Source organism: Flavobacterium sp. ACN6 (assembly GCF_002304005.1).
Classification (GTDB): Bacteria; Bacteroidota; Bacteroidia; order Flavobacteriales; family Flavobacteriaceae; genus Flavobacterium.
Map to the genome: position 1 here is coordinate 1 of NZ_MRCQ01000002.1, position 15,836 is coordinate 15,836.

The following is a 15,836-nucleotide window of genomic DNA, read 5'->3' on the forward strand; positions in this document are numbered from 1 at the left end:
TGCATACGCGTTACGCACCCGTGCGCCGGTCTCTATCTCCGAAGAAATATACCCCTCGACTTGCATGTGTTAAGCCTGCCGCTAGCGTTCATCCTGAGCCAGGATCAAACTCTTCATCGTATATTGTATGCCTTAAATAAATCAAGACTAATTATTATGCGATGTTTTCTCTATCGGTTCTTATCGAATCTCTCGATTCTATTACTCTTATTCTTTTGTCTCATCCTGCGACGAGACGGCTGTCAATTCAATATGTCTACGAACGTGTTCTTCTTTTTAATTTCGCTTGTGTTGCAAAGCGGGTGCAAAAGTAGAAAACTTATTTCAAACCGGCAAATGTTTTTTGAAGTTTTTTTTTAGAAAATTTCTTTTCCTTTTTTCCTTCTAAACCTTACCAATCTTTCAATGAACTTTCCCTGTTTGCGGGGTGCAAATGTAACATCCGTTTTCAAATCTCACAAGCTTTTTTGAATCTTTTTTTGAAAAAACTTTTCAGTTTAAAATTCAATGCCTGTCAGTGTTTCAGTGAACGTTGTCGTTGTTGCGGGTGCAAAAGTACCACCTTTATTTACATTTACAAGCCTTTTTTTTATATTTTTTCCATGTTTTAAACGCTTTTTTCTTAACACTCTGATAACTGCTTATTTACAAAACTAATTTTTTCATTATGCTGTAAGTTTTTTCTTCATTAGAGTGCCATTCTTATATTTTTAATACTTTTTGCAATCCATATTTTGTCAATTTTATATTCCTGACGGTACTTTTTTGCTATTTATCTCCTCTTTTATCCCTTTCCTTCTTTTGAAAACTACTGCCCTAGCCCCGAATTAAAAATAAATTCCAATTTTTTAAAACCCAAATTCCAATTTTCTTGGATTGTAGGATATTGGACGCGGGCTTCGACTTCGCTCAGCCTGACAATCGGTATTTGAATTCTAAAAACTTCCTTTGTCATTAAATAGGCTTCGACTTCGCTCAGCCTGACAAATGGTATTTGAATTCTAAAACTTCCTTTGTCATTAAATTGGCTTCGACTTCGTTCAGCCTGACATCACTGTAATTATGATTTGGTTTTGATTGACAAATCAGATTTTTAATAACACCTGCGTTACGCATAAGACGCACTGCTGTGCGTCTCTACAGAAAATTGGATTTTAATTAATTTTATACATATATATAGGTATATAAAAAAGCAAACCCGACAGGTTTCAAAACCTGTCGGGTTGTGTGAATAAAATCTACTCCTATATATAGTATCTCTATGGTTTTTATTAAAGCGAATGTATACTATATATAATAGGTCTTGAAGAATAAAAAAAACCGCCTCAGGGTTGAGACAGTTTTACCAACAAATAACTAACTAAAACTAAGGTTTAAGTTCAGTAAACTTTGAGTCTAATTCAAAAGCTTTCTTTACTTTTTCTACAGTAATTTCTTTTTCCACAGAAAATGATGCTGTTTGTTTAATATTTAAAGAAGATGCTCCTAAAAGTACTTTGTATTCTCCCGCTTCAGCAATCCATGCGCTTTTATTTTCTAAGAAGGAAGCCAAATCTTTTGGAGATAAAGTCAAAGTCAATGTTTGGCTTTCACCTGGTTTTAATTCTTTCGTTTTTCCAAAAGCTTTTAATTCTTCTTTAGGTTTATCAATTGATTTTGATGGAGCAGAAAGATAAAGTTGTACTACTTCTTTTCCAGATACTTTACCTGTATTTTTTACTGTAACAGAAACTGTCAATTTATCTTTGAAAGATGGAGAACTTAATTTTATACCAGAATAATCAAACGTTGTGTATGAAGTTCCAAATCCGAATTCGTAAGATGGTTTAATGTTGAAAGTATTGAAATAACGGTATCCAACATACACCCCTTCTTCATAAGTAACTTCTTTCGGATTATCTACAGGAAATCCAGGGAAGTTTTTTGCCGAAGGTGTATCAGAATATTTAGCAGGGAAAGTCATCGTCAGTTTTCCAGATGGATTTATTTTTCCTGAAACCACATCGGCAACAGAATGTCCGCCTTCCTGACCTGGCTGCCACGCTAATAAAATAGCGTCTACTTTATCTTTCCAAGAAGCTGTTTCAATTACACCGCCAATATTTAAAATAACTACAACTTTTTTTCCTTTGGCATGAAAAGCTTTTGAAATCTTATCCAGCATTTGAATTTCTTCATCGGCCATATTGAAATCGTTATTCACAACTCTGTCTCCGCCTTCTCCTGAGTTTCTTCCCAAAGTCACAAAGGCAATTTCTGAACTTGCTGCTTTCTTAGCGATAAAAGCATCATCCATTTTAAGTTCTGGAAGTCTTTCTGGCAAGGCTAAAATTCCTCTGGCCTTTCTATTTTCAATTTCAGCTGCTACTTCTTTTTCTGCATGCGGTTTGTATAAGTCAACCAATTCTTTGTCTAATTTGTAACCTGCTGCGGTCAATCCTTCTAAAAGAGAAACGGTGTGTTTATTGTTTACGCTTCCACTTCCTGTTCCGCCTGTAATCCAAGCGTAAGACGTAACTCCAAATACCGAAACCTCTTTTTGTTTGTTTGCAAAAGGCAATGCATTGTTTGTGTTTTTAAGCAAAACCATCCCCTCTGCAGCCGCATTTCTTGTTACAGCAGCATTTTTAGTCAAATTTGGTTTGTCGCTGTATTTGTATTTTGCGAAGGTTGGCGTACGGAAAATATATTCTAAAATTCTTTTCGCATTTGTATTGGCAACTTCCTGAGATAATTTTCCTGAATTTAAAGCTTCTAATAATGCTTTTTTCTGAACTGGAATTCCCGGCATCAATAAATCGTTTCCAGCTATCATTTGCTGCACTACATCAGAGTTTGAACCTTTTGAAATCGATTCAAAACCTGGAAAACCACCAAACCAATCGGTCATTACAATTCCTTTAAAACCCCATTCGTCTCTCAAAACCTGAGTTAAAAGATCTTTTCGGTCAGAAGTATACGTTCCGTTTAATTTGTTGTAGGATGACATTACTGTCCAAGGCTGTGATTCTTTAACTGTGATTTCAAAACCTTTTAAATACAATTCTCTAATCGCTCTTTCAGAAACGTGGGCATTAATTGTTAAACGGTTACTTTCTTCATTATTTACAGCAAAATGTTTAATTGAAGTTCCAACTCCCTGCGACTGAATTCCGTTAACTATTGCCGCAGCGGTTTTTCCAGAAATCAATGGATCTTCTGAATAATATTCGAAGTTTCTTCCGTTCAAAGGATTTCTGTGGATGTTTAAAGCTGGTGCTAATAAAACATCTACGCCATATTCTTTTACTTCATTCCCCATTGCTTTTCCCACTTCTTCCAAAAGTGCTTTATTCCAGGTTGAAGCTAAAGCAGTCCCAACAGGAAATGCTGTTGCATAATACGTTTTGCTATCATTGTCTCTTGTTGGCTGAATTCTTAAACCTGCAGGACCATCGGCTACAACCGTTGCAGGAATTCCGAATCTTTCAAAAGCTGCAGTTCCACCCGCTGCTCCAGGAACTAAACCTTGTTTAGAATCTCCAACTGGGCCTGTTAAAACTTCGATTCCTGGCATTCCGGTTCCAATCAATAATTCTACTTTTTCTGCATTGGTCATTTCTTTGATGATCGCATCAATTCTTTCATTAACTGAAAGACGACTGTCTTCCCAAGGATCTAATTTTCCGTTTCTGTTAAAATCCTTAAAAGTAAATCCTTTAATAGTAACAAGCGGTGGATTTGTTTCATCATTTGGAACAGAATTCCAAGACAAATTTGAAAGTACCAACGCGGTTAAAAGCGTTAGTTTTCCTGTTTTTATAATTTTATGTTTCATATGTAGATAATTTAAATTGTCAGTTTATTAATTTAGAAATCCTTGTAATGTCAGCCATTCTTCAAATCGTGTTTCCCAAGAATCAACTGGCAGATTTTGTTTTCCTGTGCCAAAGCCGTGACCTCCTTTTGAGTACATATGTAATTCAACACTTTGTCCAGCCTCAAGCCATTTGTTATACATTTGAATACTTCTTGGAGCCAGTTTTAATTGATCGTCACTGGCTGCGCAAACAAACATTGGAATCTTTTTTTCTGGAACAGCAACACTCAAAAGTTCTGGTCTTGGGCCTCCGTAAATATTGGCTACAAAATCAGGAAGCTGCTCTTTTTTATTGTCTAAAACTGTTTCCATTGCTACTGTACTTCCTGCAGAAAATCCAATTATGCCGACTTTTTTAACATCGATTCCGTATTTTGAAGCATTGTTTCTAACATAATTTAAAGCCGTTTTTCCATCATGTGCAGCAAGTTGGATAGTCGCCAAAGAGTTTTTTTCAAAAACAGCTCGGTCTTTTAATTTGTCCATCATTTCTCTAGCGGGATCATTGGTTTCGGTTTTGTTCAAACGGTATTTTAAAACAAAAGCCGTGATTCCTTTTTTGCTCAAAATTTCGGCTAATTCTTTTCCTTCTCTATTTATGGATAAACTTTGAAATCCTCCGCCTGGAGCGATTACAATTGCTGTTCCTGTATTTTTAACTCCTTTTGGAACCTGATAAACTAATAAAGATGGATCTGTCACATTGTAAACAACCTCTGTTTTAAAAAGATCAGAATACATTTGGGCTTCTGTCTGTGTCCAGTTTTCAGATCCCGGTGCTTTTCCAGCGTAAAGTTTTATTGTTTCTTGCGCCTTTGCTGTTGTGCCTAAAAGCAGGCAGAAAGCAAATAGCATTGTAATTTTGTTTTTCATGTTGTTTGTGGTATTTGTTTTTTGTTTTTTTGTCATCCTGAGGAACGAAGGATCACACTAGGAACTCCGCATAGTAATTCGCCAATCTTTGTCGAGCTATTTGTGTGATCCTTCGTTCCTCAGGATGACAACATTACGTTGTATCGGTTTAAAATCATGTAAAAAATTACTGCTTCTTATAAACCTCAGTTCTGGCGTCTTTAATAACACCTTTCCAATTTAATCCGTAAGCGAAATCATAAACATTACCTTCGCTGTCTTTGTGGGAAATCATATCATAAGGAACGTCTTCGAATTGTTTTTCGACCGTTTCCATATTTGCAGGCATTTGCACGGGAAGCAATCCTGAAGGTTCTGTTTTACCTGAAATAATATCTAAAACAGCCTGAGATGAAACTCCGAAATTCAATACAATTCCGTCAACTTGGTTTTCGAATTCATTAAAAATCATTGGCTTTGAAGCGGTAACCGAAACAATAACAGGTTTTCCGTTCATCATATCTTTGGTGTCGAGAATAGTTCTCAAATCCATCGTATTGGCAACGGTAACGGTTTTATTTTTGTACGTTCTGTCTTTAATTGTCGGATCAATAACCTGATCTCCAGCCGCGATACTTTTTTCTCTGGCTTCTGTTGCTGTATATGTTCCGTATTGAAGTGAAATCGGCACATAACCGTTGCTTCCGTTTTGTCTGTCTTTTAAATCATAACCACCTTCTAAACTTTGTGGACTTGTTACAAAAACAATAGCAAAATCAGCTTTTGACGGATCTTCAGTTACGTTATAATATTTTTTAACCAATTCTAAATTTACTGGATATTCTAGTTTTGGCTGACTCGCAACGCCCCACCAATCTTTGGTTGAAGCTGTATAAATCTTCGGAATAAAAACTGTTTTCTTTTCTTTTAATGGTAAAACCGAAGCTTTGTTTTTTAGCAATACAACCGATTTTAACTGCGCCTCATATCCTGCTTTCATAAACTCAGGATTTCCAACAACCGCTATAGTTTCGTCAACATTCAAATATGGATTTTCAAAAAGGCCAACTCTAAAAATGTTCTTCAATAAACGAACAGCAGATCTTTCAAAACGCGCTCTCATAAACGGTTCACCAAATTCTTTGACTCCCATTTCATAAGCTGCCAAAACTGGCTTTTTATCATTGTTTCCTCCAAACTGGTCCACTCCTGCAATAATGGCTTTGTAATGTCTTTCATTAATCGAAAGATTTTCGACTCCCCAAGGTTTTCCGGCAAAAAGATTTGGAGTTTTTCCTTCATCACCAGTCACTAACCAATCTGTACAAACTACTCCATCATAACCGTATTTATCTCTTAATAAATCTGTAATGATATATTTACTGTAACCGTTAGCTACGTTTTCATTGTATTTTTTATCCTGATCAAAAGTGATGGTATAATATGGCATAACAGCCGAAGCTTTACTTGTTTTTCCTTTCAACTTGAAAGCACCATTAATAAACGGATCAATATGCTGCTGTAAATTATTTCCAGGATAAACGGCAAATTTTCCATACGCCCAGTGTCCGTCACGTCCGCCTTCTTCAGCACCGCCACTCGGCCAGTGTTTTACCATAGCATTTACACTTTTGTAACCCCAGCCGTCTTTTATTTCGTCTTTTCCGTATGAAGTTTGAAAACCATCGATATAAGCTCTTCCCATATCTCTGGTTAAGGCTGGGCTTTCGCCGAAGGTCATCGAAATTCTGTACCATCTTGGCTCAGAACCTAAATCAATTTGCGGTGATAACGCTGTTGCAATTCCTAGTGCGCGATATTCTTTGGCTGCGATTTGACCAAACTGTTCTACAATTTTTGGATCAAAAGTAGAGGCCATTCCTAAACCGTCAGGCCACATTGAGATTGTTCCTCCTGCTCCAGCGTTAAACTCAGACGTTACATTTGCGGTATGACGCGGATCTGTACTGGTATTACTTGGAATTCCTAATCCAATTCCTTCTACAAAAGCCTGCATTTGGTTGTTCCATAAAGCAGCTGTTTCTGGACTTTGAACACTTGTAATTAATACATGACGCAGATTATCCTCTTTTAAAAATGCTTTTTGCTGATCTGTTAAATCATAAGCTTTTGCATTACTTTCTGGAAATGTTTTTCCGTTATAAGTTCCAGCATTATATCCAGCAAATCCAGCAGGTAATGCCTGATGGCGACTATATAGCATTAATCCGGCAATTTGTTCAACAGACATTTTTGAAGCTAAATCTTTGGCTCTTTCATCTGCCGAAAGGCGCCAGTCTTCATATTTATCAAGCTTTCCGTTTTTGTTTAAATCTTTAAATTTCTTTCCGCTTTCGGTTAAGATTTTGATGCCAGATTCGGGAGAATATCCCAAATCTGCACCTTTATTATTTTTAACAATCGTAAATTTTTCCTCTTGCGCATTGGCTGTAACACTTATTAAAAAAGCGAAACTGGCTGTTATGATTATTTTTTTCATGCCAAATAAAATTTAGAATCTGAAATTAAGAGAAGCTTCTAAAGTAAATGGACGGATGTAAGATCCAACCAAAAGCTGATCGTAATAAGCCGAAGCATCTGTAATTAACTCAGCGCCGTTGATTGTTCCTTTTGCTCCTGTTTGATTTAAGAAGTTTACTGCTGTTAAACCAATATCAAAATGGTTATTGATTTTATAATTTACACCTCCAAAAGTTTCCCATCTTGGTGCAAAAAACAAAGCATTAGTCTGATTCGCATATTGTTTACTGAAATAGCGGAAACTAGCCCAAAGTTTGAAATCTTTATAAGTATAACTTGGATCGATTTCCATCAATACTTTAGAAATTTCCAAAACGTTTTTATCGTTATAAGAATAGCTGTTTCCAAAGGCATTGAAATCGTAATTCTTGTAAACTGGGTCTTGAAAAGTAATTAAATAATGAAGATTAAATCCTTTGAATGGTGAAGTTACGATGTCTGTTGTCCAGCCCAAAGTCTGAATATCGTAGAAAACCGTCGCTACTTCTGATTGACTTGCATCTGCTGGATTTACTAAATTCAATCTCGCTTGGTAATTATTTCTTGTCAAGTAAGTTGCCTGAGAAACGACACTAAATTTTTCGTGATTGAAATACAATCCAAAAGCGGCTAAAGGACTTTTTGTTTTAGCCATATTTGGTGCAACAGCACCAGAATAACTTTCTAACTGTCCATTTTTTTCTGTATAAGTAAAATCGGCAAGGATTCCTGCTTTCTTTGTTACTTTATAAACCGCATTAATAGAACCTCCTAAATGAAACCAGTTGTTATCAAAATACGTTTTCTGACTTGGATCAAATACTAAATCTGGTGTTCTTGCTGTCAAATAATAGTCTCCTTTTAATTTATGGTATCTTAAATTAACACCATAAGCCAAACTCAAACGATCGTTAACTGTCCAGTTATCAGAAAAATATCCTGATAATTTATTTTCGAAACCGTTGTGGTATTCACCGCCGACATTGTAATTATAAAATCCGTCAGCATCTGTGTTTGAAGTACCGCCTGGAGTATTACGAACCAATTTATCAGGATTCGCACTTACTGTTTGGTTAAAGAATGATCTGCTTGAAGTAAAATCATCAACTTGATAATAGTATTCCAACAATCCAAATCTCCATTTGTGTTTTTCAATATTTTTGGTAATTTCAAATCTAGACAAAGCTGTTTTTGTAGGCGTACCGTCTGTGTATAAACCCAACATTGAGTTTACGTTCCCCACATAAGCATTGCCGTTTGATTTGTATGTGAAATTATCTGCTGCATCTGCCTGAAAAATACCAAGCGGTATTGCAATCAGCTGCGAAGCTTCGGCATAACGAAAACGAGTTGAGAATGTAAATTTCCAATCATTAGCCAAATCATAATTTCCTAAAATATCGAAAGTATGTGAAGTTGACGCCGCATCACTTCCGCCCATATCGGCAAATTTAGTTTCGCCACTTAGAATATCTTTAAATTTCATGATTCCGTCATTCACGATATACGAATCACGTCCGATTTTAAAGTCATTATATTCTTCTACTTTTCCGCCTTCTTTATATCTAAAAACGGCATAATTAGTTAAAGAAGCTGAGTTCGCATATTTGTACAAAAAGCTGATTTGTCCTTTTCCGTTATTAAATTTCTTGGTTAGGCCTGCTCTGTAGATTTGTGTTCTGTCCGAGTATTTAGCGAATTTCAAATCAAATGAATTCGGGTCAAAATTGGCATAAGCGCCCATTGTATAAGACCAGCCTTTTGCCAGAGGTCCAGAAACATTTAAGTCGCCTTTCATCCATCCAAAACTTGAACCTGAAAAATTACCTACAACTTCTAATTTATCTGTTCCAAGTTTAGTATAAGAGTTCACGGCAAAACCTAAATCTCCGGTTGTAATTGCAGCTTCTCCCATTTTCAATAGTCCAGTGCGGCCTAAGCTTGTGCTTTGTCTCCAAGTACGATTAGGGAGTTCAGGCCAGAAATAATATACTACGGGTAAATCGTTTTCCTGAATTGTTATTCCTCCAACTGATGAAGGTAAACCAATATTTACATCACGCGGGCCAGTATTGTTGGCTGCGTTTAGCATTACATTTCTATTTTTTTCTTCTTTGGTATCCGTCTCGACGATTTTGGTTAAAGTTTTTGTCGAATCTATAGGTTTCGGCTGTTTTTTATTGTCTTGAGAAAAGGCGTTTATTGCTGGCAAAACAGACATACAAAGTGCTGCCATTAGCATTTTTTTCATAAGTGGTAAGCTAGTTTAGTTTGTGAAATTTTTCATTGCTTCATAATGAAGCAATATTAATTACAATTTCTCAAATCAGCAAATTAATGATGTTATAATTTTCATTATCGCATTAAAACCTACCAATAAATTCCATAAAAACAACAAACAAACAGATATCTATGAATTGTCAAATAGACACTTAAAACAAACTACCTCGTTTGCGTAAAGCGCTGAATTCATTGAAAAAAAAGACAGAATAAAAAAATGAGGGAAAGGTGAATTTAAATGAAAAATAAAAAAATATCACCTTGAACGATTTTTTTGTGACGCTTTATAAATTGTCAGAAAAAATTGAATCAATTTGACTTATAACTATTAAAAGGTTTAAATTTGAAGCTAATTACACCCTTATGGAATTTAAAAAGTTTCTCGAAAATGAGTCAAAAGAGGCTTGGAAAAAATATATTCCGACACTTTCTATTGATAGTGTTGTCTTTAGTTTTCATCAAAACTCTCTTCATGTTTTGCTTTTAAAGATGAAAGACATGGAATCTTGGGGGCTTCCTGGCGGTTATGTAAAAAAAACAGAAAATGTAGATGAAGCAGCAGTTCGTATCTTAAAAGACAGGACTGGAACTGAAAATATTTACCTGCACCAATTTCATACTTTTGGAGATCGTAATAGGTCTGAAGATGCATTTTCTGAGTATGATGACGATATTTGGTATAAGCAGCGTTTTATATCGATAGGTTATTATGCATTGGCAGAACATTCTCATGTAAAACTACTAATTGATGAATTTTCCAGCACTGTAGAATGGCATCCAATAGAAACGCTACCTGATTTTATGATGGATCACAGACTTATTTTTGACAAAGCATTACTAACACTTCGTGAACAATTGAACAATCATCCTATTGGTTATAATCTGCTTCCTGAGAAATTTACAATGCCGGAACTTCAAAAATTATATGAAGGTATTTTAGGTAAAAAACTAAATCGAGGTAATTTTTATAGAAAAATCCTGCGTTATGATATCCTGACAAAATTAGATGAATCAAGAAAAGGCGGCGCGCACAAAGCACCTGATTTGTATAGTTTTGATTTGGAGAAATATAATAGTGCTCTAAAAGAAGGATTACAAGGAAATTGGTAATCGAATAAATGTATGTGTTTTATAAAGAGTAGATTGTATAATCATTTTTTAAGGCATAAAAATCTATTTATTGTTTGACTTTTTAGTTTCTAAAAGTTTAGGTCTTTCCGCAGCATTAGATAATTACCGCGGAGAACGCAAAGATTTTTTTAATATTTAAGTTTAGCAAAATCAAAAAGTTCGTAAAACTTTGTGGACTTAAATTGTGTAAACAATTTAAATCATAATTAACTCTGCGAAAAAATTTTGTGTTCTCCGTGGTAAAAAAATAGTTAATACTATACTATTTAATGTTTCTCCAAAGCATTTAGAGTTTGATGCCTTTTACCATCAAAAAGCAACAGAATACAAAACAAAAAAGCCACTCAAATTGAGTGGCTTGTTGTGATCCCAGAAGGATTCGAACCTTCGACCTACGCATTAGAAGTGCGTTGCTCTATCCAGCTGAGCTATGGAACCATTTGTTTTAAAACTTTATGGTAAAGTTTCTGTCGGGGTGGCAGGATTCGAACCTGCGGCCTCCTGCTCCCAAAGCAGGCGCGATAACCGGGCTACGCTACACCCCGAAGGCAAATTATTAAGCGGAGAGACAGGGACTCGAACCCTGGCGACGGTTACCCGTCGACAGATTAGCAATCTGCTCCATTACCGCTCTGGCACCTCTCCAAGCTCAAGAAACGTGTTCTGTTTTGCGGTGGCAAAGGTAACACAACATTCCATTTCTCACAACTATTTTTGTACTTTTTTTTAAGTTTTTTTAATCTTTTTTTTAAAACACTTCACAATCAAACATATAGAATTAACAAAAATTTCACCTAGAATTTAAAATCACCCTATTCTGTACAAAATTTGAATATATTCAAATAAAGAGTAAATTTGCTTTATTAACTAATATTACACAGAAAATGAACAAAAGAGTTGTTATCGTTTCTGCCGTTAGAACACCTATCGGAAGTTTCATGGGAGGGTTATCTACCGTACCCGCACCAAAATTAGGTGCTGCCGCTATAAAAGGCGCACTTCAAAAAATTAACCTAGACCCAAAATTAGTTGATGAAGTTTTTATGGGTAACGTAATTCAGGCAGGAGTTGGACAAGCTCCAGCACGTCAAGCAGCACTTTTTGCCGGCTTGTCTGAAGAAGTTGCTGCTACAACTGTAAATAAAGTATGTGCTTCTGGAATGAAAGCGGTTATGTTCGCTGCGCAGGCTATCGCTTGCGGAGATGCTGAAGTAGTAGTTGCCGGCGGAATGGAAAGCATGAGTTTAATTCCACACTATGTACAAATGCGTGCAGGAAATAAATTTGGCCCGGCTACGATGCTTGACGGAATGCAGAAAGATGGCTTGACAGATGCTTACGATAACAACGCAATGGGAGTTTGCGCGGATTTATGTGCAACCGAATACAACATCAGCCGTGAAGAACAAGATAATTTTGCTATTCAATCTTACGAGAGAAGTGCAAAAGCTTGGGACACTGGAAAATTTGATAATGAAATAGTTCCTGTCGAAGTACCACAAAGACGCGGTGAACCAATTATATTTTCTAAAGATGAAGAATATACTAATGTAAAATTAGACAAGATTCCATCTTTAAGCGCTGTTTTCACAAAAGACGGAACTGTAACTGCTGCAAATGCTTCAACTATTAATGACGGAGCTGCTGCATTGGTTTTAATGTCTGAAGAAAAAGCAACTGCATTAGGTTTAAAACCTCTGGCTTACATTAAAGGATATGCAGATGCCGCACAAGAACCAAAATGGTTTACAACAAGTCCTGCAAAAGCATTACCAAAAGCATTAGACAAAGCAGGAATTTCAATTTCAGATGTTGATTACTTCGAATTTAATGAAGCATTCTCTGTCGTAGGTTTAGCCAATGCTAAAATCTTGAATTTAGATAACGATAAAGTAAACGTAAACGGAGGCGCTGTTTCTTTAGGACATCCACTAGGTTGTTCGGGAGCGCGTATTATTGTAACTTTACTAAATGTTTTAGAACAAAACAATGCTAAAACTGGTGCTGCTGCAATTTGCAATGGCGGCGGCGGCGCATCTGCAATTGTTATCGAAAGAGCTTAAATAATAATATCTAAAATTAGGAGTTATCAGAAACTATAACTCCTAATTTTCAACTTATAAATTTCCTTAAATGTTTGGAATTTGCAATTTAGCTATAGTACCCGTTCGATCTGAACCAAGTGACAGAAGTGAAATCGTTACACAACTTTTGTTTGGCGAACATATCGAAATTTTAGAACGCCAAAATCAATGGGCTAAAATAAGAATTCAGTTTGATGACTACGAAGGCTGGGTCGATTCTAAACAATATCAGGTAATTTCTGAGGCAAATTTCAATCAATTAAGCAAAGAATCAATCATCTTAAATGCTGATTTAATTGATTATATCACCGCTCCTGATAATTTACTGCTTCCAATTCCACTAGGCGCATCATTATCTTTTTTAAACAATAGCGAAATCAATACTGCTAATTTTGATTTTGAAGGAACGAAAACAAGTGGCATCAAACCTAAAAGTGCACTTATAAATACTGCTTTTATGTATTTGAACGCTCCCTATTTATGGGGCGGAAAAACACCTTTCGGAATCGATTGTTCTGGTTTTACACAAATGGTTTACAAACTAAACGGCTACAAAATTCATCGTGACGCATCACAACAGGCGCTTGAAGGCGATCCTTTAAGTTTTATTGAAGAAAGCGAAGCAGGAGATTTAGCTTTTTTTGATAATGATGAAGGAAACATTACTCATGTCGGCATTATAATGGATAATAACTACATTATTCACGCCAGCGGAAAAGTTCGTATTGATCGTTTAGACCACTCAGGAATTTACAATCCTGAATTAAACAAACACACACACAAACTTCGTGTGATCAAAAAAATAATCTAACTAAAGACTTTTTATTTTATTATCGAAAATAGAATTAAAGTACGCGGATAAAACAGATTCGCTTTGCGAAACGCGGATTTACACAGATTTTTTTGCTCTCGCAGATTTTACAGATTTCTTAAAAAAACCTATTTTAAATCTGCGTAAAAAAACCTTTTTATCCTCTCCTTCTGTGGCAAAAAAATTCGTATAATTCGTGAAATTCGTGGCAAAAACTAAGCACTCAATCTAATCGTCTTTCTAAACTCAGACGGACTATACCCCTTTTGCTTTTTGAAAAACTTATTAAAATGGCTTTCATCTGTAAAACCAAATTCATAAGCAATTTCATTAATACGTTTATCACTAAACTGCAGGCGGTGTTCAATCAGTTTTGTTTTATAATTACCGATATATTGCTGCATTGTTTCGCTCGCATGCTTCTTAAAATAACGTCCTAAATACGTATTCGAAATTCCGAAATAGTCGCTGATCGACTCAGCTTTAATCTTTTCAGGATAATAAATATTGTTTTGAATGTATTGCAGAATATCCATTGCTTTTGCTTCTGCGCCAATATTCACTTGCTCAGGAAGATATTTAGCAATATTTCTAGCCACGATAATAATCAGCGTGTTAACCAATTGCTGAATCAATTCCTGATTGTAAACATCTTTATCTTGGTGTTCACGGCAAATTGCTTCAATCATCACTTTTACCAGACATTTGTCCGCATCATTTTTAAGAATACATCCTGGCTGGTGATTTGCATTTTGAAGAATATATTCCAAACGCTGAATATTTTCGTTTTGCAGACTTGAATTCTTCAAATAAATATCATTAAATCTTAAAAAGAAAAACTTCGTTTCAGTTTCAATTGTAAAATTATGACAATCCTCAGGCGTCAATAAAAACATATGTCCGGCATCATACTCGAAAATATTTTTATTAATACACTGTCTGCCTGTTCCTTTCAAAATATAAACAAGCTCAAAAAAATTATGGCGATCTCCCACATCCGGATATTCATCTAAAGTCTCAAAAGAAACCGTAAAAGGCTCGTATAAGTTTTCTTTTTTCATAATTCAATTTATTTTGAAGTTGCAAATATACCTAAAAAAGACAAATATATACCAAATACAAGTCGTAAAAACAGTATAATTTTGCCTAATCAAATTTTAATACAAAAAATCATAATCATGGAATATAGAAAATTAGGCAGTTCAGAACTAGAATTATCAACTATCACTTACGGTGCATTTGCCATTGGCGGAACTATGTGGGGCGGAAACGAAAAGAAAGATTCAATCGATTCGATTCACGCTTCTATCGATCATGGCGTTACCACAATTGATACGGCTCCTTTTTACGGATTCGGATTAAGCGAAGAAATGATAGGTGAAGCAATTAAAAGTCATGATCGTTCTAAAGTTCAATTACTTACCAAATTTGGTTTGGTTTGGGACGGAAGTAATCAAGGAAAAGGTGATTTCTTTTTTGATGCTGATGATAACGGGAAAAAAGTTCCAGTTTATAAATATTCATCCAAAGAAAATGTAATCAAAGAAATTGAAGAAAGTCTAAAACGCCTTCAAACCGATTATATTGATTTACTGCAAATTCACTGGCCAGATTCAACAACGCCAATTTCAGAAACAATGGAAGCGGTTGAAACCTTAATTCAACAAGGAAAAATAAGAGCTTTTGGAGTAAGTAATTACAGTATTCCACAAATTCAGGAAGCACAAAAAACAGTTCAAATCGTTTCCAATCAGGTAGCTTACAGCATGCTGAACCGTAAAATTGAAACCGATTTAATTCCATTTACAGTTGCAGAAAACATCGGAATCATTGCTTACAGTCCGATGGAAAGAGGTTTATTAACTGGAAAATATTTTACCGACAGCAAATTAAAAGAAAACGATCACAGAAATGGTTATTTCGGTCAATTCGATCTTCAAAAAGTAAAAACTTTGGTAGAAGAATTAAGTTCTTTAGCAAACGCAAAACACATTTCGATTTCGCAGTTAGTTTTACGCTGGACAACTTTACAAAAAGGAATTTCTATAGTTTTAGCCGGAGCTAGAAATGCAGAACAAGCCATTTCGAATGCAAAAACAATGGATTTCGATTTATCAATTTCAGAATTGGAATTTATTAATCAGGCAATTTCGAAATTAAAATAATATTTAACATATAGAAACATAGTTTTCACTTGGTCTAAAAGGTGTTTCACTTGTATTAACAAACATAGTCAACTTAGTTTGTCATTTTGACAACTATATGTGAGAAACTAGTTTCTTTCAATTACCTTTTTTTT

At 35.3% G+C, this 15,836-nt stretch carries 9 protein-coding genes, 3 tRNA genes and 1 rRNA gene; 4 read left to right on the forward strand and 9 right to left on the reverse strand.

Annotated elements, in window-relative coordinates; genetic code table 11:
* From BSF42_RS02965 to BSF42_RS02985, 5 genes are all read right to left on the reverse strand, one after another.
* Positions 1–120: ribosomal RNA gene (locus BSF42_RS02965) — 16S ribosomal RNA — on the reverse strand; the annotation flags it as partial.
* Between the two features lie 1,246 nt (positions 121–1,366).
* Positions 1,367–3,817, reverse strand: coding sequence for a glycoside hydrolase family 3 C-terminal domain-containing protein (locus BSF42_RS02970; protein WP_095951648.1), 2,451 nt, complete (start codon positions 3,815–3,817; stop codon positions 1,367–1,369).
* Positions 3,818–3,844: 27 nt separating this feature from the next.
* Positions 3,845–4,732 carry an alpha/beta hydrolase gene (locus BSF42_RS02975; protein WP_253250969.1) on the reverse strand — a complete coding sequence of 296 codons (888 nt, stop codon included), beginning with the start codon at positions 4,730–4,732 and terminating at the stop codon, positions 3,845–3,847.
* 166 nt (positions 4,733–4,898) lie between these two features.
* Entirely contained in the window at positions 4,899–7,211 is a 2,313-nt protein-coding gene (locus BSF42_RS02980; RefSeq protein ID WP_095951649.1) for a glycoside hydrolase family 3 N-terminal domain-containing protein, read from the reverse strand.
* 12 nt (positions 7,212–7,223) lie between these two features.
* Positions 7,224–9,482 carry a TonB-dependent receptor gene (locus BSF42_RS02985; RefSeq protein WP_095951650.1) on the reverse strand — a complete coding sequence of 753 codons (2,259 nt, stop codon included), beginning with the start codon at positions 9,480–9,482 and terminating at the stop codon, positions 7,224–7,226.
* Between the two features lie 392 nt (positions 9,483–9,874).
* Between BSF42_RS02985 and BSF42_RS02990 the strand changes: the two genes are divergently transcribed.
* On the forward strand, positions 9,875–10,621 hold the full coding sequence (locus BSF42_RS02990) for an NUDIX domain-containing protein (protein ID WP_095951651.1): 747 nt from the start codon (positions 9,875–9,877) through the stop codon (positions 10,619–10,621).
* A 385-nt stretch (positions 10,622–11,006) separates the two neighbouring features.
* On the opposite strand, the gene BSF42_RS02995 is transcribed toward BSF42_RS02990, so the two are convergent.
* From BSF42_RS02995 to BSF42_RS03005, 3 genes are all read right to left on the reverse strand, one after another.
* Positions 11,007–11,080, reverse strand: a tRNA-Arg gene (locus tag BSF42_RS02995).
* Between the two features lie 32 nt (positions 11,081–11,112).
* Positions 11,113–11,187 (reverse strand) — tRNA-Pro (locus BSF42_RS03000).
* A 16-nt stretch (positions 11,188–11,203) separates the two neighbouring features.
* Positions 11,204–11,287, reverse strand: a tRNA-Ser gene (locus BSF42_RS03005).
* Between the two features lie 239 nt (positions 11,288–11,526).
* Between BSF42_RS03005 and BSF42_RS03010 the strand changes: the two genes are divergently transcribed.
* Positions 11,527–12,705 carry an acetyl-CoA C-acyltransferase gene (locus BSF42_RS03010; protein ID WP_095951652.1) on the forward strand — a complete coding sequence of 393 codons (1,179 nt, stop codon included), beginning with the start codon at positions 11,527–11,529 and terminating at the stop codon, positions 12,703–12,705.
* Between the two features lie 70 nt (positions 12,706–12,775).
* Positions 12,776–13,537 (forward strand): C40 family peptidase, encoded by a 762-nt coding sequence (locus BSF42_RS03015; RefSeq protein ID WP_095951653.1) that lies wholly within the window; start codon positions 12,776–12,778, stop codon positions 13,535–13,537.
* A gap of 215 nt (positions 13,538–13,752) precedes the next feature.
* On the opposite strand, the gene BSF42_RS03020 is transcribed toward BSF42_RS03015, so the two are convergent.
* Positions 13,753–14,598 (reverse strand): AraC family transcriptional regulator, encoded by an 846-nt coding sequence (locus tag BSF42_RS03020; protein WP_095951654.1) that lies wholly within the window; start codon positions 14,596–14,598, stop codon positions 13,753–13,755.
* Positions 14,599–14,715: 117 nt separating this feature from the next.
* On the opposite strand from BSF42_RS03020, the gene BSF42_RS03025 reads away from it, so the two are divergent.
* Positions 14,716–15,702, forward strand: a complete 987-nt coding sequence (locus BSF42_RS03025) for an aldo/keto reductase (RefSeq protein WP_095951655.1) — start codon at positions 14,716–14,718, stop codon at positions 15,700–15,702.
* Positions 15,703–15,836: the final 134 nt, after the last annotated feature.

Bases quoted from the DNA above. Each gene is read 5' to 3' on its own strand.
- BSF42_RS03020 (WP_095951654.1), bottom strand. From the start codon at position 14,598: ATGAAAAAAGAAAACTTATACGAGCCTTTTACGGTTTCTTTTGAGACT.
- BSF42_RS02975 (WP_253250969.1), bottom strand. From the start codon at position 4,732: ATGAAAAACAAAATTACAATGCTATTTGCTTTCTGCCTGCTTTTAGGC.
- BSF42_RS02980 (WP_095951649.1), bottom strand. From the start codon at position 7,211: ATGAAAAAAATAATCATAACAGCCAGTTTCGCTTTTTTAATAAGTGTT.
- BSF42_RS03025 (WP_095951655.1), top strand. From the start codon at position 14,716: ATGGAATATAGAAAATTAGGCAGTTCAGAACTAGAATTATCAACTATC.
- BSF42_RS03015 (WP_095951653.1), top strand. From the start codon at position 12,776: ATGTTTGGAATTTGCAATTTAGCTATAGTACCCGTTCGATCTGAACCA.
- BSF42_RS02985 (WP_095951650.1), bottom strand. From the start codon at position 9,482: ATGAAAAAAATGCTAATGGCAGCACTTTGTATGTCTGTTTTGCCAGCA.
- BSF42_RS03010 (WP_095951652.1), top strand. From the start codon at position 11,527: ATGAACAAAAGAGTTGTTATCGTTTCTGCCGTTAGAACACCTATCGGA.
- BSF42_RS02970 (WP_095951648.1), bottom strand. From the start codon at position 3,817: ATGAAACATAAAATTATAAAAACAGGAAAACTAACGCTTTTAACCGCG.
- BSF42_RS02990 (WP_095951651.1), top strand. From the start codon at position 9,875: ATGGAATTTAAAAAGTTTCTCGAAAATGAGTCAAAAGAGGCTTGGAAA.